Source organism: Lysinibacillus sphaericus (assembly GCF_005217585.1).
Classification (GTDB): Bacteria; Bacillota; Bacilli; order Bacillales_A; family Planococcaceae; genus Lysinibacillus; species Lysinibacillus sphaericus.
The window spans coordinates 590,520-615,459 of the sequence record NZ_SZPT01000001.1 but is presented as its reverse complement, the minus strand read 5'-3'; the positions used below and the strand labels follow the sequence as shown (position 1 = coordinate 615,459).

29 protein-coding genes, 1 riboswitch and 1 other annotated feature are annotated in these 24,940 nt (G+C 36.6%); of the genes, 6 read left to right on the top strand and 23 right to left on the bottom strand.

The features are described 5' to 3' along the window. Positions 1 to 466: 466 nt before the first annotated feature. From FC748_RS03020 to comGA, 11 genes are all read right to left on the bottom strand, one after another. Positions 467 to 1,399: a serine/threonine protein kinase gene (locus FC748_RS03020; protein ID WP_108029758.1), complete on the bottom strand. Its 933-nt coding sequence runs from the start codon at positions 1,397 to 1,399 to the stop codon at positions 467 to 469. A 150-nt stretch (positions 1,400 to 1,549) separates the two neighbouring features. Then, entirely contained in the window at positions 1,550 to 3,013 is a 1,464-nt protein-coding gene (gene gcvPB / locus FC748_RS03015) for an aminomethyl-transferring glycine dehydrogenase subunit GcvPB (protein WP_024361260.1), read from the bottom strand. Then, positions 3,006 to 4,352 carry an aminomethyl-transferring glycine dehydrogenase subunit GcvPA gene (gcvPA, locus tag FC748_RS03010; RefSeq protein ID WP_024361261.1) on the bottom strand — a complete coding sequence of 449 codons (1,347 nt, stop codon included), beginning with the start codon at positions 4,350 to 4,352 and terminating at the stop codon, positions 3,006 to 3,008. The genes gcvPB and gcvPA overlap by 8 nt, the downstream gene beginning before the upstream one ends. A gap of 25 nt (positions 4,353 to 4,377) precedes the next feature. Then, a complete protein-coding gene (gene gcvT / locus FC748_RS03005; RefSeq protein WP_024361262.1) occupies positions 4,378 to 5,481 on the bottom strand; it encodes a glycine cleavage system aminomethyltransferase GcvT in 1,104 nt (367 codons plus the stop codon). A gap of 238 nt (positions 5,482 to 5,719) precedes the next feature. Next, a riboswitch (glycine riboswitch) is annotated at positions 5,720 to 5,812 on the bottom strand. Between the two features lie 145 nt (positions 5,813 to 5,957). Continuing rightward, complete coding sequence (locus FC748_RS03000; protein WP_024361263.1) at positions 5,958 to 6,473, bottom strand: shikimate kinase; 516 nt, start codon at positions 6,471 to 6,473, stop codon at positions 5,958 to 5,960. 194 nt (positions 6,474 to 6,667) lie between these two features. Continuing rightward, positions 6,668 to 7,093 carry a competence type IV pilus minor pilin ComGF gene (gene comGF / locus FC748_RS02990; protein WP_108029759.1) on the bottom strand — a complete coding sequence of 142 codons (426 nt, stop codon included), beginning with the start codon at positions 7,091 to 7,093 and terminating at the stop codon, positions 6,668 to 6,670. After that, on the bottom strand, positions 7,090 to 7,404 hold the full coding sequence (locus FC748_RS02985) for a hypothetical protein (RefSeq protein ID WP_108029760.1): 315 nt from the start codon (positions 7,402 to 7,404) through the stop codon (positions 7,090 to 7,092). The genes comGF and FC748_RS02985 overlap by 4 nt, the downstream gene beginning before the upstream one ends. Next, on the bottom strand, positions 7,401 to 7,841 hold the full coding sequence (comGD, locus tag FC748_RS02980) for a competence type IV pilus minor pilin ComGD (RefSeq protein WP_108029761.1): 441 nt from the start codon (positions 7,839 to 7,841) through the stop codon (positions 7,401 to 7,403). The genes FC748_RS02985 and comGD overlap by 4 nt, the downstream gene beginning before the upstream one ends. Then, a complete protein-coding gene (gene comGC / locus FC748_RS02975; protein ID WP_108029762.1) occupies positions 7,838 to 8,179 on the bottom strand; it encodes a competence type IV pilus major pilin ComGC in 342 nt (113 codons plus the stop codon). The genes comGD and comGC overlap by 4 nt, the downstream gene beginning before the upstream one ends. 11 nt (positions 8,180 to 8,190) lie before the next feature. Further along, complete coding sequence (gene comGB / locus FC748_RS02970; protein ID WP_238600132.1) at positions 8,191 to 9,273, bottom strand: competence type IV pilus assembly protein ComGB; 1,083 nt, start codon at positions 9,271 to 9,273, stop codon at positions 8,191 to 8,193. Beyond that, on the bottom strand, positions 9,248 to 10,270 hold the full coding sequence (comGA, locus tag FC748_RS02965) for a competence type IV pilus ATPase ComGA (RefSeq protein WP_108029763.1): 1,023 nt from the start codon (positions 10,268 to 10,270) through the stop codon (positions 9,248 to 9,250). The genes comGB and comGA overlap by 26 nt, the downstream gene beginning before the upstream one ends. Before the next feature lie 324 nt (positions 10,271 to 10,594). Here comGA and FC748_RS02960 point away from each other — a divergent pair, with 324 nt between their 5' ends. Both FC748_RS02960 and FC748_RS02955 read left to right on the top strand, forming a co-directional pair. After that, positions 10,595 to 11,305, top strand: a complete 711-nt coding sequence (locus FC748_RS02960) for a helix-turn-helix transcriptional regulator (RefSeq protein ID WP_025219980.1) — start codon at positions 10,595 to 10,597, stop codon at positions 11,303 to 11,305. A gap of 119 nt (positions 11,306 to 11,424) precedes the next feature. Continuing rightward, positions 11,425 to 11,667, top strand: a complete 243-nt coding sequence (locus FC748_RS02955; RefSeq protein WP_024361272.1) for a DUF2626 family protein — start codon at positions 11,425 to 11,427, stop codon at positions 11,665 to 11,667. A gap of 80 nt (positions 11,668 to 11,747) precedes the next feature. Here the strand turns inward: FC748_RS02955 and FC748_RS02950 are convergent, their stop codons facing one another. After that, positions 11,748 to 12,392, bottom strand: coding sequence for an MBL fold metallo-hydrolase (locus FC748_RS02950; protein ID WP_024361273.1), 645 nt, complete (start codon positions 12,390 to 12,392; stop codon positions 11,748 to 11,750). Between the two features lie 168 nt (positions 12,393 to 12,560). Here FC748_RS02950 and FC748_RS02945 point away from each other — a divergent pair, with 168 nt between their 5' ends. Beyond that, a complete protein-coding gene (locus tag FC748_RS02945) occupies positions 12,561 to 12,740 on the top strand; it encodes a DUF2759 domain-containing protein (RefSeq protein WP_024361274.1) in 180 nt (59 codons plus the stop codon). Between the two features lie 206 nt (positions 12,741 to 12,946). Further along, positions 12,947 to 13,483, top strand: a complete 537-nt coding sequence (locus FC748_RS02940) for a TlpA family protein disulfide reductase (protein ID WP_167492618.1) — start codon at positions 12,947 to 12,949, stop codon at positions 13,481 to 13,483. A gap of 110 nt (positions 13,484 to 13,593) precedes the next feature. On the opposite strand, the gene FC748_RS02935 is transcribed toward FC748_RS02940, so the two are convergent. From FC748_RS02935 to rpmG, 4 genes are all read right to left on the bottom strand, one after another. Further along, positions 13,594 to 15,489: an LTA synthase family protein gene (locus FC748_RS02935; protein WP_024361276.1), complete on the bottom strand. Its 1,896-nt coding sequence runs from the start codon at positions 15,487 to 15,489 to the stop codon at positions 13,594 to 13,596. Positions 15,490 to 15,766: 277 nt separating this feature from the next. After that, positions 15,767 to 15,976, bottom strand: coding sequence for a YqgQ family protein (locus FC748_RS02930; protein WP_024361277.1), 210 nt, complete (start codon positions 15,974 to 15,976; stop codon positions 15,767 to 15,769). Position 15,977: 1 nt separating this feature from the next. Beyond that, entirely contained in the window at positions 15,978 to 16,562 is a 585-nt protein-coding gene (locus FC748_RS02925) for a 5-formyltetrahydrofolate cyclo-ligase (protein WP_107893982.1), read from the bottom strand. Between the two features lie 65 nt (positions 16,563 to 16,627). Then, the gene (gene rpmG / locus FC748_RS02920) at positions 16,628 to 16,777 is read right to left on the bottom strand and encodes a 50S ribosomal protein L33 (RefSeq protein WP_008408521.1); all 150 of its coding nucleotides are present in this window, start codon (positions 16,775 to 16,777) and stop codon (positions 16,628 to 16,630) included. A 159-nt stretch (positions 16,778 to 16,936) separates the two neighbouring features. On the opposite strand from rpmG, the gene FC748_RS02915 reads away from it, so the two are divergent. Continuing rightward, the gene (locus tag FC748_RS02915) at positions 16,937 to 17,380 is read left to right on the top strand and encodes a hypothetical protein (protein ID WP_108029765.1); all 444 of its coding nucleotides are present in this window, start codon (positions 16,937 to 16,939) and stop codon (positions 17,378 to 17,380) included. Positions 17,381 to 17,382: 2 nt separating this feature from the next. Beyond that, entirely contained in the window at positions 17,383 to 17,898 is a 516-nt protein-coding gene (locus FC748_RS02910) for a hypothetical protein (protein ID WP_108029766.1), read from the top strand. 125 nt (positions 17,899 to 18,023) lie between these two features. Here FC748_RS02910 and FC748_RS02905 read toward each other — a convergent pair whose 3' ends face one another. From FC748_RS02905 to pstA, 7 genes are all read right to left on the bottom strand, one after another. Beyond that, positions 18,024 to 18,593, bottom strand: coding sequence for an anthranilate synthase component II (locus tag FC748_RS02905; RefSeq protein ID WP_108029767.1), 570 nt, complete (start codon positions 18,591 to 18,593; stop codon positions 18,024 to 18,026). Continuing rightward, positions 18,590 to 19,975: an anthranilate synthase component I gene (gene trpE, locus FC748_RS02900; RefSeq protein WP_108029768.1), complete on the bottom strand. Its 1,386-nt coding sequence runs from the start codon at positions 19,973 to 19,975 to the stop codon at positions 18,590 to 18,592. The genes FC748_RS02905 and trpE overlap by 4 nt, the downstream gene beginning before the upstream one ends. Before the next feature lie 68 nt (positions 19,976 to 20,043). Beyond that, positions 20,044 to 20,249 (bottom strand) — a binding site (T-box leader). 39 nt (positions 20,250 to 20,288) lie between these two features. Beyond that, positions 20,289 to 21,356 (bottom strand): mechanosensitive ion channel family protein, encoded by a 1,068-nt coding sequence (locus tag FC748_RS02895; protein ID WP_025219984.1) that lies wholly within the window; start codon positions 21,354 to 21,356, stop codon positions 20,289 to 20,291. Positions 21,357 to 21,471: 115 nt separating this feature from the next. Then, positions 21,472 to 22,344 (bottom strand): hypothetical protein, encoded by an 873-nt coding sequence (locus tag FC748_RS02890; protein ID WP_025219985.1) that lies wholly within the window; start codon positions 22,342 to 22,344, stop codon positions 21,472 to 21,474. 192 nt (positions 22,345 to 22,536) lie between these two features. Next, a complete protein-coding gene (gene phoU / locus FC748_RS02885) occupies positions 22,537 to 23,196 on the bottom strand; it encodes a phosphate signaling complex protein PhoU (protein WP_024361283.1) in 660 nt (219 codons plus the stop codon). A gap of 18 nt (positions 23,197 to 23,214) precedes the next feature. Continuing rightward, positions 23,215 to 24,006 carry a phosphate ABC transporter ATP-binding protein PstB gene (gene pstB, locus FC748_RS02880; RefSeq protein ID WP_172583046.1) on the bottom strand — a complete coding sequence of 264 codons (792 nt, stop codon included), beginning with the start codon at positions 24,004 to 24,006 and terminating at the stop codon, positions 23,215 to 23,217. Positions 24,007 to 24,060: 54 nt separating this feature from the next. Next, positions 24,061 to 24,939, bottom strand: a complete 879-nt coding sequence (gene pstA, locus FC748_RS02875) for a phosphate ABC transporter permease PstA (protein ID WP_024361285.1) — start codon at positions 24,937 to 24,939, stop codon at positions 24,061 to 24,063. Between the last annotated feature and the right edge of the window lies 1 nt (position 24,940).

The window sequence follows — 24,940 nt, the reverse complement described above, 5'->3', positions numbered from 1 at the left end:
AGTAAGCATAAATATTAGTGAGAAAAAAATACAAGTTAAGAATAGTAAAACTAATTGAATTGAGTATCTTAAAATTTCTATAAATTAGCTAAAAAAGATAATAAAATTATTTTAGGTAAAATGTTACAATATAAAAGATGTACTGTGCTATGTACAAGAAACAACAATCCGTTTTTATGTATTTTTGTATATTTTCACTAAAATTTATGTATCACAAAAGTAACTATACAACACATAAAAATAATGTCAATATTTTCAATAGAATATATTGTAATATAAAGTATTTAAAAGTATTTTTGGTAAAAATATATCTTGTGATTTTTATGATATTTCCTTTATAAAAAAATGTATTATTCCTATTTTTTTATAAAAAAAACAGCTAAAGGTCCAATTACTCTTAGGTCCTAAGCTGTTTTTTAAAATTGTTCTATATAGAAAAAATGAATAAAAAGTAATAATTAAATAGTTAATTTGGTCTTTTAGAATTATTTTGCATTGGATAGTTCTTTATACATTTGAACTTTTTTTCCAGCGTGATCATGCACTTAATAAAAGAAAGGGAAGAACATCTTTTTTTACTCTGTACTCGTAAGCCCCATACTATCGTCAATGCCATAGGAATGCTGACTTTTTTATTAAATTTTCTTACATTTGTAAGTTTATCTTCAATTAGCCTCTGTGAAACATCTATTGGAATTACATTAGTTAAGGAGTAGTATAAAGTTGCCATCAAACTATAAATATCTGTATAAATACCTTGCTCTCCTTTTATGGAATACTGCTCTATAGGTGAGTAACCTGCAGTAGTAAATATTGGATATTTATTATCTTTTTTATAATAAATTGCTGAACCAAAATCTAATAAGCGAGGTTTGCCTTGCACATCAACTATAATATTATTCGGCTTTATATCACGATGTATAATGCCCTTACTATGTAAATATGTGATAGCATCAATCAAAGGAAGGAATATTTCTTCATATAGAAAATGCCTTTCATCAATAGCATATTTTTGTATATATTGATTTAATAATATCCCTTCATAATAATCCGTTACGATATATATCGTTTCATTTTCTGTAAAATGGTCCCGATACTGAACAATATTTTGATGACTCAAACACTTAATCATTAATGCTTCACTTAGAAACCTGTCCTTTAAATCATTAAATTTATCTTTTGTAGACGGTAAGCGATTAATTACAGACTTGTTATCTAAGTCTCGCAAAGCTATTTCTATAGGGAAAAATTCTTTAATGATTAATTGCTCTCCAGAATGGATATGTTCAGCTATATACACAAAGGATAACTTACTAGTAGCTAGAGCTTGCATTATTTTATATGTATTTTTTAATAGACTATTTATTGGTAAGCTCAATTCAAACATTGTTTCCTGCATTTTAATCTCCCTTCCTAATCATACCTACAACAAATATAATTACAAATTAATGTAATTATATCAATTTTTATGTTTTTATCTATAGTTTGGATTATTTAAGTGTAGATACAAAAAAAACCGTTCAACTTGATGTGAACGGTTTTTTATACATTATGCTTTTTGATAACGAAGCACTGGTGTACGGGCAGCGCGTGTTTCGTCTAGGCGAGATACGACTGTTGTATGTGGTGCTTCTTGTACGATCGATGGGTTTTCTTCTGCTTCTTTGGCGATTTGAATCATAATGTCGCAGAAAGCATCTAATGTTTCTTTTGATTCTGTTTCTGTAGGCTCAATCATTAACGCTTCTTCCACATTGAGTGGGAAGTACGTTGTTGGTGGATGGTAGCCGAAGTCTAACAGACGTTTTGCGATATCTAATGTACGAACGCCCAGTTTCTTTTGACGACGACCAGATAATACAAATTCATGCTTACAATGACGGTTATATGGTAGGTCGTAGAATGGCTCTAGGCGACGCATCATATAGTTTGCATTGAGTACAGCATATTCTGTAACAGCTTTTAAGCCATCAGGACCCATCGTACGAATATACGTATAAGCACGTACGTTAATGCCGAAGTTGCCATAGTAAGGTTTTACGCGACCGATAGATTGTGGACGCTCATAATCGAAGTGGTATGCGCCATCTTCTGTTCTGACAAGTACTGGTTTTGGTAGGAATGGGATTAAATCAGCCTTTACGCCTACTGGACCTGAACCTGGACCACCGCCACCGTGTGGACCTGTAAATGTTTTGTGTAAGTTTAAGTGTACACAGTCAAAGCCCATATCGCCAGGACGTGCTTTACTCATTACGGCATTTAAGTTAGCGCCATCGTAGTATACTTTCCCGCCAACTTCATGAATAAGCTCTGCCATTTCGATAATATTTTCTTCAAATAAACCTAGTGTATTTGGGTTTGTTAACATTAATGCTGCTGTGTCTGGCCCTACTACTTTACGTAAATCCTCGATATCGACTAAGCCGTTTTCATCAGATTTAACTGTAATTGTTTCAAAGCCTGCAACTGTTGCTGATGCTGGATTTGTACCGTGTGCAGAGTCAGGAACGATGACTTTATTACGATGTCCTTCGCCATTTGCTTCATGGAAAGCACGAATCATCATTAATGCTGTCCATTCACCATGCGCACCTGCCGCTGGTTGTAATGTGACTTCATCCATCCCTGTAATTTCGACTAAAGACGTTTGCAGTTCATAAAGAAGTTCCATTGCACCTTGAACAGTAGATTCATCTTGTAATGGGTGTACATTGGCAAAGCCAGATAGACGTGCCACTGACTCATTGATTTTTGGATTGTACTTCATCGTACATGAACCAAGTGGATAGAAACCAGAGTCTACACCGTGGTTACGACGAGATAGTGCTGTATAATGACGCATAATATCAAGCTCAGAAACTTCTGGTAACTCCGCCGCTTCTTCACGAATACAGTTTGCAGGAAGTAAATCCGCAAGATCGATTTCTGGTACATCTAACGCTTCTAAGCTATACCCTACGCGACCTTCTTTTGTAATTTCAAAAATGAGTGATTGATTTTCGTTATGCATTGAGAGCCCCCATTTCTGCAACAAGTGCATCAATTTCTTCCTTCGTGCGTAATTCTGTGACAGCGATTAGTACGTGTTGCTTCAGTGAATCGTATGTTTGACCTAATGGATAACCGCCGATAATGCCTTTTTCAAGTAAGCCTTTGTTGATTTCTTTTACGCATTTATTTGTTTTTACAACGATTTCGTTAAAGTGTGCACCTTGGAATGCCACTGTAAAGCCTGCCGCTTCAAAAGCATTTTTTGCGTAGCGTGTTTTCGCAATATTTTGCATGGCCATTTCGCGTACGCCTTGCTTGCCTAAAGCAGTCATAGCAACAGATGCTGCTAGAGCTAACAGCGCTTGGTTTGAACAAATATTCGATGTTGCTTTGTCGCGACGAATATGCTGCTCACGCGCTTGTAGTGTTAACACATAACCACGACGACCTTCACCATCTACTGTTTCCCCAACAAGACGACCAGGCACTTTACGCATTAATTTTGTTGTGACAGCGAAGAATCCACAGTGTGGACCGCCGAAGCTTTCCGCAATACCAAATACTTGTGCATCGCCAACGCAAATATCGGCACCAAGCTTACCTGGTGGTGTTAAAATTCCTAGTGCAAGTGGGTTAGATGATACAACAAATAAACTTTTCGCATCATGTGCAATATCTCCGATAACTTGTAAATCTTCAACTTGACCGAAGAAGTTTGGATATTGTGCAATAACAGCCGCTGTATTTTCATCAATCAGCTCTTTTAAAGCTTCTACATCTGTGACACCATCTTTATGAGGAATTGTGACGATGTCGATTGATTGACCGTATGCATATGTAGCAACGACATCACGATATTCAGGGTGAACCGTTTCAGATACTAAAATTTTCTTACGACGTGTATGACCTGCAGCTAGCATCCCTGCTTCTGCCAGTGCTGTTCCACCGTCATACATTGAAGAGTTGGCAAGATCCATGCCTGTAAGCTCCGCAATCATTGTTTGGAATTCAAAAATCGCTTGTAATTCCCCTTGTGAAATTTCAGGTTGGTACGGAGTATAAGCTGTATAAAATTCTGAACGAGAAATGACATGGTCCACGATAATCGGTTTATAGTGATTGTAGACACCTGCACCTAAAAATGATACGTTCGCATTTGTATCTTTATTTTTTGCAGCGAGTGCTGATAACTCTTTTAAAAGTGCTGATTCTGATTTTGCTTCTTTAATATCATAAAGGCCTTTGAAACGTACTTTTTCAGGAATATCCTCGAATAACTCATCGACTGACGATACACCAACTACGTCTAACATGTCTTGTTTGTCTTGCTCCGTCATTGGTAAATAACGATGTTTCATAAATGTAGGTCCCTCTTTTCAAATTTTATTTTGAACGCTTGTAAAACGGTGTTTCAACTGTTACTACCTTTAAGTGCTTACCACGAATTTCGATTTCCAATTCTGTTCCGATAGTTGCGAATTGGCTGTCAATTAAGGCGTTACCAACATTACGTTTTGAAGAAGGCAACTGCGTACCTGTTGTCACTTCACCGATTTCTTGACCATCCTTGAACACTTTGTAACCATGACGTGGAATCCCTTTATCAATCATTTCAATGCCGACAATTTTACGCGCTAAACCATTCTCTTTTTGAGCTACTAACGCATCATGCCCAATGAAGTCATCTTTATTCAATTTCACAGCAAAGCCAATGCCCGCTTCAAGTGGTGAAATTGTAGCAGAAAGTTCCTGCCCATAAAGTGGCAGACCCGCTTCAAAGCGCAATGTATCACGGCAACCTAAGCCTGCTGGCACAACGCCTTTGTCTTTTCCTGCCTCTAAAATAATATCCCAAAGAGCTTTAATATCCGCTGGAGCACCGTATAACTCAAAACCATCTTCACCCGTGTAACCACTGCGAGATACTAACGCTTTATGTCCTGCAATGTCAACATCCTCTTGGAAGCGGAAATATTTAATCGCACTTAAATCCGTAGCCGTTAATGATTGAAGAAGCTCTTCTGCAAGTGGTCCTTGTAAAGCGATTTGTGCAAAAGCTTCCGATTGATTGTCGATTGTGACATCATACTGATGTTGATTTTCCATCATCCAATCAAAGTCTTTTTCAATATTGGCTGCGTTGACACATAGTAAATAATGATTATCTGCAAGTTTGTAAGTTAATAAATCATCGACAACGCCACCATCTTCATAGCACATTGCATTGTATTGCGCTTGACCAGTAGCAATTTTAGCGATGTCATTGGACAAAAGATTTTGTAAAAACGCTAGTGCATCTGGACCCGTTACTAAAATTTCGCCCATATGAGACACATCAAATAAGCCTGCACGATTACGCACTGCATCATGTTCTTCTTTAATAGAAGTAAATTGTACTGGCAATTCCCATCCACCGAAGTCAATTGTTTTACCACCATACTTTGCGTATTCGTCAAATAGAGGTGTACGTTTTAATTCATTCGTCATTACTATTGCCTCCTTATTGTTTGTATCATTTTACTGGTAGTAGTTCGTCTGCTTTTTTGACATTTCAAGCGCATACGCCGTAACAATGTCTAGACATAAAAAAAGACAGACGAACCCCTTTTCGGGATTCTCTGTCCTTGCACCTGAAAGTTACACCAATCTAACTCGCATTGCGAAAATGCCAATCAGTAGGCTTTCCCCTTTGGTGGCTGTTGTATTACAGCTCTCTCCAGAGTTGCGTCTTGTACGAGTCCTTTTACCTGAGAGATTCATAGCCCTTTGCTACTTGCTCCTTCGGTGGCGTCTACACGCGCTCTCCCCGTACAATCATCCGCCCAAGAATGATCTTGGTACTATTTAGTATTCAATGTACAAAAAGTTATCTTATTAGTCTATATCCTAACATTGATTGCATTGAAAAGGCAAACATTTTTTAATTTAACTTAAAAGACGAATATTACAGTCATATAAATCAATCATCGTTCGCTTTTTAATCTTTTTACTTGAAATACTAAATACTCTAGAATATGCCGAATCGTTCTACCTTCTGTCAGCACTTGAATATGGCCTGCATCGCGATAAAACTTTCTTCTGTAATGATACAGCTCCTCTAACTCTTCCTTGGTTGAGCTTTGTACTATTGGTCGATTTGGATCATGCTGTATTCGTTTATAAATATCTTCGAATGTCGCATCTAAAAAGAATACAAGTCCACTGCGTCTCATAATTTTACGGTTTTCCCCATTTATAGCCACACCGCCACCTGTAGAGATAATACATGCCTCGTCGCGGAAATTTTTCAAAAATTCCGTTTCTATTTCACGAAAACGGGCCTCTCCATACTTCTCAAAAATTTGTGGAATCGTCATTCCCTGCTGTCTGACAATTTCATGATCCATATCATAGTAGGGTAATTTTAATAAATAGCTTAACCGTCTACCTAACGCACTCTTCCCGCAGCCCATAAAGCCAACTAAATATATTTTTCGCATTCGAATCACCTTCTTACTACGATTCTACACTGTCTGACAAAATTTGTCCTAATAAATTTATCGTAGCTCGAACATTCATCTTTTCTAACCCATCATATGTTCGAAACTGAATCTCATAAGACATGCAATACGTAAGAACAAAAGTAGTTACAAAAAATAATAATGCAATTGCGATTAAAAAAACAGCCCCTCTGTCATTTTTCAATAATTGGTACAAAATAGGTCCGCTCCTTCTTTAAACCGCTTGGAAATTCGACAGCGATTGTCAGTTCATTGCCACTCAATTGAAACTGGCAATTGTTTATACCCACAAGCATCGGGACATGACCACCATTCACTCTTTGACGAATCATATTGTGATAGCAGTCAAAATACTGCCATGTATTGGCTGTTTGAAGCATAATCGTTCTTTGATTTTGCCTTACAGATAAGGAAGTAGCATTGGCCAAATTCGTAGTCATTTCGAAAACAAATAACTCCCATTTTGCATGTTCATCCGTCATGATAGAAGTTTTTATTGTAAGAGCCCACAGAATAATCAAGATGAAAACATGGCAAACGAGCACAAAGACGACAAGTTGAATCAGCGCTTCCAATAAAGTATACCCTTTGTTGTTCATCGAATTTCACCTGCTAATTCAATACACTTTTGACGCAGTTCTCTTGTATTTTGAAATGTGACACATATTTTCTGTCCATCAAATAGCCAATGATAATCTACATCGTCAATCGTTTTAACTCCTGCGACTTGCTGGAAATAACGATATTGCTTTAACCCTTCATAAGCCGTTTCGGCAGCGGCAACTTCAAGCTTTTGATGATAGAGGGTTGTATTCATTGTGTAGCTAATCGGAATTAACGTCGAGCATAACAGCATTACAATAACAACAGAAACAATTGTTTCAACAAAGGAGTAGCCCATTTCATTCATTCGACTCTCATTCTCCCTCGCCCTAGCGTTATGACTACTTTTTTAAGCCCTTGAGGTGTATGAAAATAAAGTGTCCCTGGCGTCATCATATTACCGATAAAGTTAAAGCGCACTGTATAAACGTTTGTCCCCTCTGTCAATAGTTCTACCCCTTTTGGAAAGGGGCGAGTATATTCTGTTGTAAAAAAATCTTTTTTAATACTGTAACGTTGTAAGTGTGGTTCAAATTTTATAAATATATAATCCTTCTGGTGCATACTATACGTTTGCAAATAGTGAAGGTCTAATTGCATTTGCATAAAAAAGCGTTCCACTTCTTTTGCTTCAGCTACTTTCACTGATAGTTTTGTCACAATGGCAGTTAATGACATTACTACAAATAACACCATGACCATTTCAAGTAGCGTATAGCCTCGTTCATTTTTAATGTGATTCATTGTCTATCAACCTCTGCTGTAGAGGATTGTTTTGCTAATTGCACTTCTCCTTTAGTGGTAATCACGATCTTTTCCTTATTTGGGCAAGTCGTTCCCTGCTCTTTTAAATATCCCTTTGCCACCAAATCGTCTAATGAAGGATACTCCATAAAATCTACCCGATAAGCCTCAACTTGTCCTTGCACCATCGAGATATATGCAGCACATCCTTTTTCATCAATCGTCGCAAAATGTTTTGTAACATTAGGAATTGTAATAAGTATTAAAATGGAAATAATCAACAGAACGATTAACATTTCAATTAAAGTAAATCCAGCTTCTTGTTGTATATGTTTCATGATAGGTCCTCCTATATAAGTTCAATCATGTGATAAATCGGTAACAATAAACTGACATAGGCCGCAACAATACATAAAGCAATAAAAACAAAAAACGTTGGCTGTACAAATGCAAGCAATCTTTGCAACAGAAGTTCTTGCTTTTCTAACAATAATTCACTATACAATACTAATTCCTTCCCTAAGTAACCGCTTTGCTCCCCATGCTCTACAAACGTAGCAAAATCATTTTGCCACACTGGAAGTAAAGTAACTGCCTGTGTTAGCGTATCACCAAAAGTCACCCTTTCCTTTATGCGACTAGCTAAAAAGCGTACATTCGGTTGGTACCGTTGTCGCTCTAAAATCTGCAAGCTTGCTTGTAAGGAAAAACCACTGTGCAGCAAGCTACCCAAATAAGCAGCAAATTGTTTTGTCATGGTTAAGCGAAAATAGCTATTCACAAAAGGTATTTTTAACATTATTTGGAGCTGTCTAGCAACCGATAACCTTTTTAGCATACGCTGAAAAATGATGCTACCTAAAGTCAAAACAAAAAGGACTACGATAAATACGTCTGGAACATGTAATAATAATTTAGATACGGCAATAGACGACTGTTCCTCTGTTCCATAATCGTTGCGACTTGTCACCATTGCTTCAATATTAGGAAAGAAAAACGTACGAAATAACAGGAACAACAACAGTAAAAATACAATCAATACGACTGGATACAAAAGTAACTTCATTAATTTTTTCTTAGTCTCTTGGCTCAACCTCATTTGCTTGGCCACACCACCTAATGCTTCAACCATATGTCCATTATGTTCAGCAATTGAAATAGCTACCAAATAATGCTTGGCTAATTGTAAAGTGTCAAATACGCCAATTACACCTTTTCCTTGTTTCAGTGCTTCATCTACAAATTGTTGAACCTCCTCATAGTTTTTCACATGGTGTGGCAGCAGCATCGACACCGCTTGAGCAAACAAATAGCCTTCCTGTATTAAGACACTTAAACGCCTAATAAATTGTGCTTGTTCTTTTAGTCGCCACTTTGTTGTTCTTTTATAATCCAGTTGTAGTTTGTCAATAAACGCTCTGAGCTGCAGCATATTGTTGCCTCATAATTTCTTCTTTTTGACCAGCCAACGTAAGATGATAAGGCATTGCATAATGCGATTTTTGTATCAAAGCTTGAATGGCATGATCAAGGTGGCTATCACATAATATTTCAAATAATGCTCGTCTTTCCTCTTGCTGTTGCGGAAGGTGTAATAACATTTGTGCCACAATAGCAATTACTGTTTGACGAAGCTCTTCTGGTGACACCCCTAAATCTAAAAGCCGATAGAGACAACTTACTGAATCCTTCGCGTGAATAGTTGACAGCACTAAATGACCTGTAAGAGCTGCTTCGATAGCAATTTTAGCTGTTTCTTGATCCCGTATTTCACCGATCATAATCACGTCTGGCGAATGGCGCAAAATCGCTTTTAAGCCCGCTGCATAAGTAATGCCCGCTCGTTCATTTACTTGAATTTGAAGAAGATTGACTTGTTTATTTTCTACAGGATCTTCTAATGAAATAACATGGCGTTGAAGCTCGCTAGAACAATGGTGTATTAAAGAGTACAAAGACGTTGTTTTACCAGTGCCTGTTGCCCCGCAAAACAATAAAATGCCTTGTTGATTGTCTACTAGCTTGGTTAACTTATCAGCTGCACATTTGGAATAGCTTAAGGATGTAAGTGGAAATGCGTGGTTTTGAAGAAGAAGCCGTATAATCAGGCTTTCTTTTAAATAAGCAGAAGGAAGTGTGGAAACGCGTAAAGCAAAACGATTTTGCTCCACTATTTTCTGAAAAGAGCCGCTTTGTGGTTTACGCCGCTCACTAATATCTAATGCTGCTAAAAATTTATAATAGGACACGATGCGCTCGGCGAGTTCAGTGGGGAGCTCTCCTGCTGTCAGTAACTTATCATATTTTCGAAAATAGATTATATACCGATTTTCTTGCGGTATGAGTAATAAATCCGAAGCACCAAAATGATAGGCTTTCACTAAAAGATGCTCACTCTTTTGTTCTACAACAGATTCAAAAGTTTGCATAATTACCCCTTCTTTCTAGTTCATTCGAATATGACCGCTCTATTCGTTATTTCCTAGTATAAAGAGGAACACGTTACGAGAAAAGCCCTTTTTCTAAAATAAAAATTTGATGGATATTTCAATAGCAAACGCAGATTTTTCTAAAAATATTGTGGATAACATACAAATTTTCACAAATTATGAACAAAACATATGAAAAAGATAATATTTAAGCCTAAAGAATCTGTATCTTTTCCAATAATGCAATATAATAGAATCAGCATGATTTTTTTCCTAACTTTTCATTAACAGCAATTTTTCAAATAATACAATGAGGTGATGTAAATGATCCATCCATTAAAAATTACTAGTACTTTAGCCGACGAAACGAGGTACTCCATTTATGAGTATATTTTAAAAGAGAAAAAAACGGTAACAGTACAAAATATTGCTGATAAATTCAGCATTCATCCAAATGTTGCACGCCTTCACTTAACCAAGCTCTCAGAAATTAATATTATTACAGCAGATTTCGCAAAAACTGGTAAAGGTGGACGACCTGGTCGTGTTTATAAGGCATCAGAAAAAGGTGTTTCACTAACATTCCCTAGACGTGATGAAGAGCGCTTATTAAAATGGACGATCCAATTAGTACAAGAGTTAGGACCATCTGCTTTAACTAAATGTCAGGAAATTAGTTATCAAGATGGCTATCAACAAATGAGAAATTATGTAAATGCTGAATTAAAACTTAATAACATGCTATCCTTCGAACAAAAGCTTCAGCTATTAACAGACAATGCTGCATTAATTGGCTATACTCCACAAATACAGCAAACGGAAAAAGGGAAAAAAGTTATTTTCTCCATTTTTAATTGCCCATTCCAAGAGCAGCTTAATACCCACTCGGACATCGTTTGTACTTTACACGAATCTTACTTAAAAGGACAATTAAATGCATTATTTTCTAGTAATGAATTTATCCAAATCGAAAGCATGGTACATAACTGCGATTTATGCAAATATGAAATTAACGTGACAGAAATCGATAGCTAATTTGTAAAATCCATTTGTTTGTCACAAAGAAGCAGAAGTTCCAGTTTACAGACACCTTTCATATCATTTATAATGAGTAAGAGATTATTGTGTCGTGGGCAAAAGGAGGGGAAATCTTCATGGATAATATGTATAAAGTTATGGCATTCTGGACAGGTATTTTTGCAGTTATGTTCTACCTTGGTGGTATGAACGAGGTATCGCTATTATTCGTAGGTAATACAGGTTTATTCTTATTATTAGGCTTCTTGAACCTTTCAGAACGTATGTACATGTACATTTTCGGAGCATATTTAACTGTATTCTTCGCTGGCTTCACGTACTATACAACATTCATTCACGTACCTGGTGGCGGTCATTAATACAAAAAATCGCGTGTCTCAAAATCTTGAGACACGCTTTTTTTATTACCTATCGCTATCACATGCCGTTTAAAACGCCATTAAAAGCCATTTAAGAAAGGATTCGTTTCCATTTCTGTACCAATGGTTGTGTAATTCCCATGACCAGGGTAAACAATGGTATCTTCAGGCAATGATAGGAGTTTGTCATGAATGGATGCAAGTAATAGTTTTGTTGATCCTCCAAGTAAATCTGTACGCCCTATACTTTGTTCGAATAATGTATCTCCAACGATGGCAAAACCATCTTGTTCAAAAATATATGAAATACTACCAGGTGAATGGCCGGGAGTAAATACGGCATTAAATACAAAATTACTTATTTCAAAAAGTTGCTCTTTTTTAATAATATGTTCTTTAGCAGGAGCAGCAACCTTATAATCTGGTAAAGAAGCATATTTACCAGAACCATTCTTCATCGGGTCATCTAGCCAGCTAACCTCTTTTTCATGAATCCACACAGGAATATTAAACGCTTCTCTGACTTCATCCACTGCACCAATATGATCAAAATGGGCATGTGTTAAAAAAATGGCCAATGGCTTTAATCCATTGCTGCGAATTACCTTTATAATTTTTGTCGCTTCTTCGCCTGGATCAAATATTAAGCATTCTTTCTCTTTATTCGATACGATATAACAATTCGTTTGGATTGGTCCAAGGGAATAGCTTCGTACGTTCATCATCTTTATCACCTCAACTTCATATTATACATTCTTTGCCACAATTTGACGATAAAAGTTCATACTTTACTCTATATTAGTCCTCGACAAAAACAGGTAGAACGTTTACAATTAAGGAGGAATATTGTTTACGACATTCATTTTCTGATGTCGAAAGGAGTGTCTTTTTTAATGAACTTATTAATGGTTATTTTTGGTCTAGTAGCGATTTTAGCTGTCGTTGGTACATTCCAAGCAATTAAAGAAAAAAACTTACTAAGCATTGTTTTCAACTTAGCAAGTGCTGGGGTATTCGGTTGGTTCGTCATCATGACAATCGTTCATAGTGGATATCCTCCAGCGTTACACTAAAATCCAGACAGAAAAGAGCAGTCTCTATTAGGAGGCTGCTCTTTTTCTTTTCTGTAGAATGTTTTCATCCATGAATCATGCTAACCCTTATAAAAAATAGGAGGTTTTTTCTCATAAATTACGTTATCATATAAGGGAGTATTTTATAAAGATGGTACAATTTATTTAATTTGCCTATATCTATATGCACTAAAAGGAGATTTATGATGAAACGTAAAACGATTTTAATGGTCATCTCGTTAGTAGTTGTACTAGCACTCATTGGTATTGCTGTCAAAAATGAAATATACAAAGAGAGCCAACCTAATTTGATTGTAGATAAACAAACAGGGGCAAAAATGCTTAACTTTAAAAGCCCTTTAACACGCTTAGATGAATCCTCAACAACGTTAGAAGAATATAAAGGGAACATTCTAATTATTAATTTTTGGGCTTCTTGGTGCGGTCCCTGTCATGAGGAAGCGCCGAACTTAAATACTTTTTATGAGCAAAAACCAAATAATGTTGAGTTGCTCGCAATCAATGCAACTTCAAATGATAGTCGTGAAAATGCAATCAAGTTTCAACAATTATACAATTTAAGTTTTCCTATTTTCTTAGATCATGATCGAGCACTCGGGAAGGCTTTCAAAGTCATGGCTTACCCTACTACCTTTATTATTGATGCAGAGGGGACTTTAAGATATACAGTGGAGGGGCAAGTTACACAAAAGGACTTACAACAATTCCTATCGCATCTATAAAGGATAACTAGCAACGATTGCATTGCTAAATTTTCAAAATTACCTGAATTGTTTGGGTGGCTGGCACCAAAAAAAAGGCATACTAGAAGTTCTAGTATGCCTTTTTTGATTTACTTCACTGCATTTTGTTTTAAATTGCCTGTTTTTTCATCATAGAATCGGAGTAAGTCCCCGTTTATGATGGCATCCGAATTTTCTAATTCCGTTGTTGCTCGGTCTGCATAAGGTTGACAAGGCGCTACATCAATTTGTTCCCCTGTTGCTTTGTCGTAGCAAGCCTCACCAGCATAAACATATTTATCTGTAATGAATCGGCCGTCACGGAAAATAACGAAATCCTCGTGCTCTGGTGAGAATAAATCTGCACCAAGTTGCATATCTTTTGACGTTTCAACGCCAAGTAAATGTAAAATAGTTGGTCGTAAATCTATTTGTCCAGATACCTCCGTCATCTCTTTCCCTTGACCATCGCCAGGGATATGGATGAATAAAGGTACTTCTTGCAATAATGCATTATCATACGGTGTAATGCCGTCTTTTTCTAAATATTGTGCCATTGCTTTATTATGGTTTTCGGAAATTCCATAATGGTCTCCATACATAACGATAATCGAATTATCATAAACGCCTTGGTCTTTTAGATCTTGGAAGAAGTCTTTTAGCGCCTCATCCATGTAACGAACTGTTTGGAAGTAGCGATTTAACGTTCCTGAGTTTGATGTGTATTCAGGAATCATCACGTCTTCTGGATCTAAAGTGAATGGATAGTGGTTTGTTAACGTAATTAAACGAGAGTAGAATGGCTGTGGCATGTCTTTCATCAATGCAGCGGACTGCTCCATAAACGGAATATCTTTCATACCCCAGTTGACAGCTTGGCCTTCTTCTACTTTATATGAGTCTACATCATAGAACTTATCAATTTTTAATGATTGGTACATTATATCACGATTCCAGAACGATTTATTGTTCGGGTGCATAACGTTTGTAAAGTACCCATTTTCCCCAAGACGCTCTGCCATTGAGTTATACGTATTACCACCATGTGTGAAGAAGACCGCACCACGGCCAAGACCAAATAATGAGTTTTCTACAATAAACTCAGAGTCCGATGTTTTCCCTAACCCTGTTTGGTGATAGAAATTACTGAAATAATACGTATCTGGATCTTTTGTTAAAGAGTTAAAGAATGGCGTAATTTCGTGTCCATTCATATCATTATTAATCACAAAGTTTTGTAATGACTCGAGAGACACGACAATTAAGTTACGATCTTTGTATTTTCCAAACATATCTTCGTTAATCGCTGCTTGGTTAGAACGAATGTAGTTGTTTACTTCTACTAATTCACTGCCATCCGCTAATGCGCGTTGTGCAGATGATTTTGACTGAATATAAATATCATACAGATGATAGTTATACGTACCTATATTTTTAACAAGTAGTTCGCGGTCGAAGCTACGTGTTAATAATTGTGGACGCTCTGTTTCCGCTAAACCTAAGTTTAAAAATGTCATCGCAATAGCTAACACGAAAAATGCACGGCGGAATTCAACGTTTACTTTTACTGCTGCTTTCATTTTAGGTAAGTACTTATTAGCGATAATAATAATAAAGACATCTGCAAAATATAAAAGATCCCATGGATTAATAATAGCTGCAGCGGAAGTTCCTAAATCACTAAAGTTACTTGTCTGGAATAATACCGGCAATGTAATAAAGTCATTGTAGAATCGATAGAACGCAACGTTTCCGTATAAAACAATCGATAATACGATACTCATAGTGATTATATAGCGATTTCTTATTTTAGGTGTTTTAAAGAATAACGATAATCCATAAACAAACAGTAAAAAACTTAATGGATTAATAAACAAAATAAATTGTTGCATTGCATTTTCAATTTTCAACTCAAAGCTTGTGTGGTACACAATGACCGTTTTTATCCAAGTTGCTACGATTGCTAGTATCATAAATGAATGTTTAGGCCACTTAGTTAATTTCATTCCTAACATCCTCCCTATTCCTTACAAAAAAATAATAAAATTTACAATTTGATTTCTGAAACAAAATATATCTTAATCCATTTTTTACAGATAATCAACAGATATATTTTTGGCAGCCTTTCTCCTCGGCTTCATTATAGCTTAACATTAATATATACGTTTTTAAATGTAAAAAGTTTCGTAAAAACATAAAAACAGTGGTAAACCACTGTTTTTACTAATTTTACATACATATTACGATATTTTTACCGTACCCAAATTATTCGCTATTGAAACATTACTGCTTATTTTGCTCAACCCGCAGTCTTGTCGTTTCTTGTCGTATTAACAACAGTGCCATTTGGTAATCTTTAATGTCGAGTACATTCGCCTTGTACAACTCACGAATTTCATCCTCCATTAACATTAAATCGCCAATAGGATCACGTGTATAAATATAAGTGCCATATGTTTTTAATAAATCATAAATATCTAGCATTTTATCCATTTTATTTCGCTCCTCGTTGCGCTTCACAATCAATGCGTTTTGTCGGTGTGATGATAAGATCTACTGGGTAGTCGTGCGTCTCTACAGGCACCTGTTCATATAGTTGCTCATCAAAAAGCACAGACATTAGTTTACCTTTTTTATAGTGTAATACATAGCGATCGTAATAACCACCACCGTAGCCTATTCGATAGCCTTGTGTGTCAAAAACTACGCCAGGAACAAGTATGATATCCATTTCATTTGCGTCAACAAACTCACTTATTTCCGGAATTGGTTCACGCAAATGCATATAAACAGTTTCTAACTGGGCAAACGATTCTATCGCATAAAATGACATTTCTCTTGTTTTTGCGTTACATTTTGGAACTGCCACTGTTTTACCAAGTTTCCAAAGTGCTTCGATTAGATGAATTGTGTCCACTTCTGGCTTATTAGAAATTGTAATGCCAATCGTATTTGCTTCTATTATATATGGTTCCTGTAGCACTTTTCTTGCGATAGCAAATGATTGTTCGCGATATGTAGCTGCACTCATATTTGAGAGTGCTTCACGCACCTTGTTTCGCAACGATGTTTTATCCACGACATCGCACCTCCTTTTAAAATGTAGAAAGCCAAAACCACGTGTGGTTTTGGCTTAATGAGCGATTACTTTGTTTCACGGTGAAGAGTGTATTTCTTCTCGCGAGAGCAATATTTTTTAAGTTCAAGACGCTCTGGATTGTTACGCTTGTTCTTTTTAGAAATGTAGTTACGTTCGCCGCAATCTGTGCAAGCTAAAGTAATATTTACGCGCATTATTAACCCTCCCACTCTATATCAAGAATTTAAATTTGAGCATGATTTATACGACTAACCTATTATAACATAAACTGAAAAAAAATCTACCTTCATTTCATATTAAGTTTGCATGTGGTAAAATACCTTATAATTACATAATTTAATGGGGTGAAACTAGTGGATTTATCCATCATACTTATGATTGTCGGTATCGTTCTTATCTTTTTATCGTTCTTTTTCAAAGATAGTGCGAAAAAAGTCGAACAAGATGTCGAAGAATTGTCCATTTCTATTTTTCAAGAAACGAATAATTTAAAGCGACGTCTCAAAATTGTTGAAGAAGAGCTATTACTAGAACCTGAATTTCAGGTTAAATCATCCATAGCTAAAAATCCTCCGACGCAAAATCCAAAGGTTCAACAGGTTATGCAGGCTGTTCAACAAGCTGCACAAGTAAAAAAGGCTGAGCCGATGCCAAGCAACTTAAAGCCGATTCATGAAATCATTATCAGTCAGGTACTCGAACTCAACAAGCAAGGACTTTCCATTGCTGATATTAGTATTCGCTCCAATTTAACGGAAGAGCAAGTGCGACAAGTGATTGCAAACGGAGGTAGATAATAATGAATAAATCCGCCATCCGTGCATTTGGTATCGCCCTTTTCCTAGTCGGCGCATTGCTTTCTATAGCCGATCGCTTGGATCTGAATATTGGTCTACCGACAGTTGCCTCCTCAAACGATACGGATGTAGAGGAACTACAAAAAAAACTTGAGCAAGCAACGAAAGAAATCGCAACATTAAAAGCGAACTCGACGAAAGAAACTGGGAATGAAAATAAGCAACAAGAAAATGCAACTGACACGTCTGCAGAAGATAAGCGTACTGATAGTACCCCGAAAGCTGATAAGAACGCTGATAATGAAGTCACAATGACACTTCAAATATATAGCGGTATAACGCCCTATATTGTGGCGCAAAAGCTCGAAGACGGTGGCATTATTACAAATAGTGTAGAGATGGAGCTATTACTTGCGAACGCAAAATATGCTCGAAGTTTACAAATCGGCTCTTATGAAGTTAATTCTTCCATGTCATTAGAGGAAATTGCCAAATTAATAACTGGGAAAAAGCAATAATACATCGTAAATGACAAAAATCCACTTCGCTCTCCGCGTAGCACTTCATAAGTCGCAGGAGGCAAGTGGATTTTTTCTATTGAAAATCAAATTGTTTGGAAATTGTTTGAGTGCCTGGCACGCACCTAAACGAGTGATAAAAAGGCTTGCACGATGTCACTACCTGTCTTAGTGCCTATTGATTCTGGATGGAATTGCAATCCAACAAGTGGATAGTGCTTATGTTGAATAGCCATAATTTCTCCATCATCACGCGAAGTGGCAGTTATAATAAAATCTTCATGCAACGTGGATGGCTCTATGATTAACGAGTGATAGCGCATCACTTCCATATCACCTTCAAATTGCGCAAAAACGCCTGTTTGCTCATACTGTAAAGCAGATAGCTTGCCATGCATTATATTTTTAGCTTGCTCAATTGTTCCCCCAAATGCCTGCCCTATCGACTGATGACCTAAACAAATCCCTAAAATCGGATATTTTGTATATAGTTCTTGTACAACTTGTACTGTGATTCCTGCCTCATTTGGTGTACCTGGACCTGGCGATAAAATAATTGCTTCTGGTTGCATGTCAATTATTTCTTCAATTGTTACTTCATCATTCCTTACTACTTGAACTTCCTTACCAAGCATACTGACTTGCTGAAATAAATTATATGTGAATGAATCATAATTATCGATGAGTAAAATCATTGTTTAACCTCCAGTAGCGCACGAGCTTTATTTAATGTTTCTTCATATTCAGACAAAGGTACTGAATCATACACAACGCCTGCACCTGCTTGCACATGCGCAAACCCATCTTTGATCACCATCGTACGAATAGCCAACGCTAAATCCATATCACCTGAAGCTGAAATATACCCAACTGCACCAGCATAAACGCCGCGCTTCACTGGCTCTAGCTCATTAATTAACTGCATTGCTCGAATCTTAGGGGCCCCCGACACTGTACCAGCTGGCAAACATGCGCTAAGAACGTCTAACACATGGACTTCATCACGAAGTTCACCAATAACTTCAGATACAATATGCATGACATGTTTGTAGCGTTCAATGTTCATATATTTCACAAGCTTTACGGTACCAATCTTAGAAATTCTTCCAATATCATTACGCCCTAAGTCAACTAACATTCGATGCTCAGCGATTTCTTTTTCATCCGTCAATAAGCTTTCAGCAATCGCTTCATCTTGCTGTTGCGTTGTACCACGTGGTTTCGTTCCAGCAATTGGATTTGTTGTAACTTTGCGATCCTTGACCTTTACAAGACTCTCTGGAGAAGTTCCTAAAATTGTGTATGCCTCAAAATCCATATAAAACATATAAGGTGATGGATTCGACGTTCTTAACTGCCGATATAAGGCAAATGGATTGCCTGTAAACGATGAAGAAAAACGTTGGGATAACACGATTTGGAAAATATCTCCCTTCACAATATGCTGTTTTGCGCGCTCAACAATCGCAATAAACTCTTCCTTTGGTATCATTGGTTGAAAATCAATTGTACCTAGCTCCATTGCACCAAATGTCGTACCTGCATGTAGCTGTTGCTCAATTTCAGCAATAGCGGCTTCCATCTTATCTAGTGTGCGCCCTTCATTAAATAAATCGATTGCTGCTAATGTCACCTCTTGCTTTAAATGATCAAACACGATAAACGTATCATAGAAAAAAACATGGACATCAGGCATTTCTAAATTATCATGTAAATATTCACCAATTTTTTCAGCATAAAAGGCGGTTTCATAACCAAAAAAGCCGATTGCGCCACCAAAAAAAGCAAAAGGATAATCCGCTTCATGAAGTGGCATTACTTCTTTTAGTTTTTGTAAGACATTATCGTTAGACGTATCCATTTTCATTCCTTTAGTATATTGATAACCGTTTTTATCCCCAATCAGTTCTGCTATTGGGTTAACGGCGATAAAGGAATAACGCCCACTTTCTTCATGCTTGGCTGAAGATTCAAATAGCATCTTATGCTTTCCTGTCAGAGATTGATACACCGATATAGGCGTCATCATATCTCCCTGTAATACTTTGATGGCAAATCTGCTAAGCTCAACTGTCATTCTTAATCTCTCCTTCACTATGCTCTGCTCTACTACACCAAAAAACCATATAAAAAGGCCTTTCCATCGCAAAGGACGGAAAAGCCGTGGTGCCACCTTTATTGGTCTTAAAAGACCCTCTCAACGCCTTGTAACGTAGGCAAACGCTAATCCATACTTAACTTCTGGATTAGGGCTCCGAAGTCCATTCGCTATTTATTTGTACTAGCTTCCACCAACCGCTAGCTCTCTTGAACAAATAATAATAGCTACTACTCTTCATCTAAGCCGATTATTAGTATATATTGTAATGTAAAATATCGAACAATTCAAATTATTTTTTCTCAAGTTTACACTCGTCCGGTTGTTCTGCAAGTACTATCTCATAATCTTGAACAACTTGGCGAATCACAAATAAAATATCCTGCCGTACATTTAACATAACAGCCGTATCATTGGTTGCAACATAAAAACGAACAAGAACCCGATATGATGCTTGATAGAACTCATCTATATATACATGAATCAGCTCTTTTTCAGTATTTGCATGCAAATGAATTTGCTGATGAATTGTGCTTAAAGCACTACGTAATGTTTCTTCTTCGTTTTCCGCAGCTACATATAAAAACAACTCACATTTTCGTTTCTCTCGTTTTGATAAATTATATATTGGACGATTCACTAAATATGAGTTCGGCACATAAACAAGCCCTTTGTCGCCTGTTTGAATAAGTGTACTGCGAAGGTTGATATCCTCAATGGTACCTTCTATTTTTTGATCCTCTGTCGCAATCCAATCGCCTATTTGAAATGGATTGTCGAGTGCAACGGACATCCCACCAAAAACATGGGCTAGGGTGTCACGAATACCAAAAGCAATCGCTACCCCTGTTAAACCAATTCCTGTTAAAAAGCCATTTAGATTAAAGTTCCAAAAGGACGCAATTGTAAACATAGCTAAAATCATAATAAGCACTTTACCAATACGCAGGAAAAACGGTAAAAGAACATTTTGCTCCTCGTCACTATTTAACTCTAATGGTTTCTTTGTATAGTAGTGAAGCACATCATATACGCCTTTAAAGGCAAAAAATACCATGATAGACAACACAAAATTCTTTGTTGCAAAATGTGTAAATAAAAATACTTTAAGTAAATTCGATAAACTTAGGACAACTACTGCTGACATAAACGCATATCGGATTGCCTTATTAAATTGTCCAAGAACAGTCGCTTGAAAATGACGCTGTCTATTCTTTAAAAATGTAACACTGCTCGTAATGATTTTCTTCAGCACAAAATGCTGAAACAACCATCCCACAACACAAAATGCGACCGCAATGGTAATGTCTATCCACGTTGGTACAGTCAAGTTCGGTAATAACCATTTCAATGAATCCATGTAATACTCCTTTTACATACCTATGTACTTTTTCAATTATACTTGTGCAAAAAATTGATGTTAAGATTTACAGTAAAAATAAGCCGACCAATAACGATTTGGTCAGCTTCGCATTTTATTGAATCGCATCCTCTGAAAAAATGGCTCTATTTGCAAACCAGAAGTGATGCTCATTAAAACAATGCTCATTCATCGCAATAACAGAAAATTCAGCATGATAGCGCTGCTTCATTTCATCTAACATGGTCTTTGCACGCTTTCCTAATAAATGTGGTCCATCAACAGGATTCCCTTCAGTAAAAATAAGAACCTCCGTTTCTGCACATTGCTGATTTTCTTGTAGCAAACCTTTTACAAACTGTAGCACAGGCAAAATAGCTGCTTCACCTTGTGCCTTATATTCAATAAAATCTTTAAAATCAGATAGATTTAAATGACCATTTTCAAAGCGGAAGTGCACGTGAATTTGACAATCGTATGGCACGATATATAGATCTCTTTGCTCTTTATATGCATTCATAAATAACGGCAAAATCATACTTTTACAAAGCGCTGAATACCTCTCCATGCCAAAAGTTTGTTCCAGACAAATAATAATAGGCCCTTGCTCTTCCTTGTAATCAACAAATGGCACATATAGTACATTTCCACTTTTAGTTGTATGCTGCTTTAACTTTTGACGTCTCGCTTCTTGCCATTTTTGCGCATAGTACATGCGTTGCTCTTTACCGTTGGCTAAGCGCTCGGCCTGTTCAATAGCTGGAACGTTTTCTCGGATTTCATGCATAACATCCGCTAGCTCAAGTGCAAATGCTGCCATATTACGCAGTGTCTCACTTTTGTAAAAATAATCAATAAAAAAATGTTGTTCCTTCTCACTTAGCTCTTCTACATGTAAATTTTCATATAGATAATCTAAGTAGTTGCGTTGTTCTGACGAAATCTCTAGACCAAATTTCTTTATAAGTGATTCTACACCGTCTTTCACGAAGCAGCACCTCCTAAGAACATTTTTTTGGATAATGTCTATAGTATAACCAAAAAATTTTTTTGACAATACAAATAAACACACTACAATATTTGACGTAGGTGTAGAGTGTAATGTTGCCGCGATTTCTTATATTTAATAGTGTATTAAAGGGCAAAAAGAGAACGGCCACTTAGTCGCAGCCCTTCTCTTTTAATTATTCAATTCATAATGTTTACCTTTAATTAAGTAAAATAAATGTTCGGCAATATTCGTTGCATGATCCGCTGAACGTTCTAAATGACGACAAACAAATGTTAAATGTGTAAATTGCGAAATATGAGATGGACTTTCTGCACCAGCACGAAGTAATAATGTTACTGTTGCCCCATATAAATCATCTACGTAATCGTCAAGTTCAGCAATTTCTTTTGCTCGGACAGTATCTTCTTCCCTAAAGGCTGTAATAATACTTTCAAGCATTTCGACTGTCTTATTACACATCGATTGTAAATTGGTCGTTGGGAAGATTAGAGGCTCCTTACCTAAACGAATCGTCTCTTTTGCGATATTAACTGCATAATCTCCCACTCTCTCCATATCAGATGCAGCTTTTACAAGTACCATAAGTCGGCGCAAATCTGTCGCTACAGGTTGTTGCTTGGCAATCATCAAAATTACTCGGTCATTAATTTCTTCCTCAAGGCGATTAATATATAAATCATCTTCAATAATTTTTAATGATTTCTCCAAATCTTGCTCTAACAATGCCTCAAAAGATATTTTTAATGCATTAATACTATTTGTTGCAATTTCTACAAACTGTTCTTGAATTTCCTTAAGCTCTTGCTCAAATCGTTCACGTACTACCATCTATAGTTCCCCCTATGCTTAGCCGAAGCGTCCTGAAATGTAATCTTCTGTACGTTGATCTGAAGGTGTTTGGAAAATCACATCTGTTTTGTCATATTCCACAACTTCGCCGCTTAGGAAAAATGCTGTACGGTCTGAAATACGTGCCGCTTGTTGCATATTATGTGTAACAATAACGATTGAATAATCTTTTTTAAGCTCTTGTACAAGCTCTTCTACTTTTAACGTAGAAATTGGGTCAAGTGCAGAAGTGGGCTCATCCATTAAAATAACATCTGGCTCGATTGCTAAACAACGTGCAATACAAATACGCTGTTGCTGACCACCTGATAAACCATAAGCATTTTGATTTAGACGATCTTTTACTTCATCCCAAATAGCCGCACCGCGCAATGATTTTTCAACAATTTCATCTAGAATTTTTTTGTTTTTAATGCCGTGGATACGTGGACCGTAAGCAATATTATCATAGATTGATTTTGGGAATGGGTTAGGTTTTTGGAATACCATCCCTACGCGAGTACGTAATTCCTCAACTGTATAGTTTTTATCTAAGATATTTCGTTCACGGTATAATATTTCGCCCGATGTACGAACTATCGGTACTAGCTCTACCATTCTGTTTAACGTTTTTAAATAAGTAGATTTCCCGCAACCTGAAGGGCCAATAATAGCTGTGACTTCATTTTCATAAATACTTAAATTAACATCTTTTAAACCGTGATGATCACCGTACCATAAATTTAAGTTACGTGTATCATACACTACTTTTTTCGCAACTTCAGCAGATGGCTTTACATTTATATTAATTGATTTGACAACTGAATTTTCCTCTTTAAAATCTAGTACCATAAGGTCACCTCATTAATAACGTTTTTGGAATTTATTTCGAATAAAAATAGCGATGGAATTCATCATTAGCAGCACAATCATCAGCACTAAAATCCCCGCTGCCGCTACATATTGAAATGCCTCTTGCGGACGTTTAGCCCAATCATAAATTTGCATCGGCAATGCAGTAAACTGGCTTAATAAATCATTAGGTAAAAATTGTAAAATAACAGGTATCCCAATTACTACGAGTGGTGCTGTTTCACCTATTGCACGAGATAAAGCTAAAATACTACCTGTTAAAATCCCAGGGATGGCAGCTGGTAATACGACACGTAAAATGGTTTGCCATTTCGTCGCTCCCATCCCATAAGAAGCTTCACGTTGTTCATTCGGTACAGCGCGTATTGCTTCCTGAGCAGCCACGATTATTACAGGTAATATTAGCAAACTCATCGTTAAACCTGCTGCTAAAATACTTTTACCTAGTTCCATCATACGAACAAAAATTGTTAACCCAAGTAAACCAAAAACAATTGAAGGTACACCTGCTAAGTTTGAGATATTCATGCGAATAAAATCATTCAATCTATTTTTCTTTGCATATTCTTCTAGATAAATCGCTGTTCCTACACCTAAAACAATCGATACCGGAGCTACTACTCCCATTAACCAAAGTGAGCCGATTAATGCAGCTTTAATCCCTGCCTTATCCGCAAAGCGTGAAGCAAAATTCGTTAGGAAATCAATGTTTAAGTAACCTACTCCTTGCGTCACAATGCGGTAGAGCAAAATCGCTAGCATTACAAGCGCAAATGTAGTTGCCAAGAAAAATAAGGATTTCCAGACTTTATTGAATGTAATACGTTTAGTCATTCGTTTCTTGACGACTGTATCATCGATATAGCGCATG

What these genes read in the sequence shown, in the direction of transcription:
- FC748_RS03020 (WP_108029758.1), bottom strand. Translation starts at nt 1,399, where the DNA reads ATGCAGGAAACAATGTTTGAATTGAGCTTACCAATAAATAGTCTATTA.
- gcvPB (WP_024361260.1), bottom strand. Translation starts at nt 3,013, where the DNA reads ATGCATAACGAAAATCAATCACTCATTTTTGAAATTACAAAAGAAGGT.
- gcvPA (WP_024361261.1), bottom strand. Translation starts at nt 4,352, where the DNA reads ATGAAACATCGTTATTTACCAATGACGGAGCAAGACAAACAAGACATG.
- gcvT (WP_024361262.1), bottom strand. Translation starts at nt 5,481, where the DNA reads ATGACGAATGAATTAAAACGTACACCTCTATTTGACGAATACGCAAAG.
- FC748_RS03000 (WP_024361263.1), bottom strand. Translation starts at nt 6,473, where the DNA reads ATGCGAAAAATATATTTAGTTGGCTTTATGGGCTGCGGGAAGAGTGCG.
- comGF (WP_108029759.1), bottom strand. Translation starts at nt 7,093, where the DNA reads ATGAACAACAAAGGGTATACTTTATTGGAAGCGCTGATTCAACTTGTC.
- FC748_RS02985 (WP_108029760.1), bottom strand. Translation starts at nt 7,404, where the DNA reads ATGAATGAAATGGGCTACTCCTTTGTTGAAACAATTGTTTCTGTTGTT.
- comGD (WP_108029761.1), bottom strand. Translation starts at nt 7,841, where the DNA reads ATGAATCACATTAAAAATGAACGAGGCTATACGCTACTTGAAATGGTC.
- comGC (WP_108029762.1), bottom strand. Translation starts at nt 8,179, where the DNA reads ATGAAACATATACAACAAGAAGCTGGATTTACTTTAATTGAAATGTTA.
- comGB (WP_238600132.1), bottom strand. Translation starts at nt 9,273, where the DNA reads ATGCTGCAGCTCAGAGCGTTTATTGACAAACTACAACTGGATTATAAA.
- comGA (WP_108029763.1), bottom strand. Translation starts at nt 10,270, where the DNA reads ATGCAAACTTTTGAATCTGTTGTAGAACAAAAGAGTGAGCATCTTTTA.
- FC748_RS02960 (WP_025219980.1), top strand. Translation starts at nt 10,595, where the DNA reads ATGATCCATCCATTAAAAATTACTAGTACTTTAGCCGACGAAACGAGG.
- FC748_RS02955 (WP_024361272.1), top strand. Translation starts at nt 11,425, where the DNA reads ATGGATAATATGTATAAAGTTATGGCATTCTGGACAGGTATTTTTGCA.
- FC748_RS02950 (WP_024361273.1), bottom strand. Translation starts at nt 12,392, where the DNA reads ATGATGAACGTACGAAGCTATTCCCTTGGACCAATCCAAACGAATTGT.
- FC748_RS02945 (WP_024361274.1), top strand. Translation starts at nt 12,561, where the DNA reads ATGAACTTATTAATGGTTATTTTTGGTCTAGTAGCGATTTTAGCTGTC.
- FC748_RS02940 (WP_167492618.1), top strand. Translation starts at nt 12,947, where the DNA reads ATGAAACGTAAAACGATTTTAATGGTCATCTCGTTAGTAGTTGTACTA.
- FC748_RS02935 (WP_024361276.1), bottom strand. Translation starts at nt 15,489, where the DNA reads ATGAAATTAACTAAGTGGCCTAAACATTCATTTATGATACTAGCAATC.
- FC748_RS02930 (WP_024361277.1), bottom strand. Translation starts at nt 15,976, where the DNA reads ATGGATAAAATGCTAGATATTTATGATTTATTAAAAACATATGGCACT.
- rpmG (WP_008408521.1), bottom strand. Translation starts at nt 16,777, where the DNA reads ATGCGCGTAAATATTACTTTAGCTTGCACAGATTGCGGCGAACGTAAC.
- FC748_RS02910 (WP_108029766.1), top strand. Translation starts at nt 17,383, where the DNA reads ATGAATAAATCCGCCATCCGTGCATTTGGTATCGCCCTTTTCCTAGTC.
- FC748_RS02905 (WP_108029767.1), bottom strand. Translation starts at nt 18,593, where the DNA reads ATGATTTTACTCATCGATAATTATGATTCATTCACATATAATTTATTT.
- trpE (WP_108029768.1), bottom strand. Translation starts at nt 19,975, where the DNA reads ATGACAGTTGAGCTTAGCAGATTTGCCATCAAAGTATTACAGGGAGAT.
- FC748_RS02895 (WP_025219984.1), bottom strand. Translation starts at nt 21,356, where the DNA reads ATGGATTCATTGAAATGGTTATTACCGAACTTGACTGTACCAACGTGG.
- phoU (WP_024361283.1), bottom strand. Translation starts at nt 23,196, where the DNA reads ATGGTAGTACGTGAACGATTTGAGCAAGAGCTTAAGGAAATTCAAGAA.
- pstA (WP_024361285.1), bottom strand. Translation starts at nt 24,939, where the DNA reads ATGCGCTATATCGATGATACAGTCGTCAAGAAACGAATGACTAAACGT.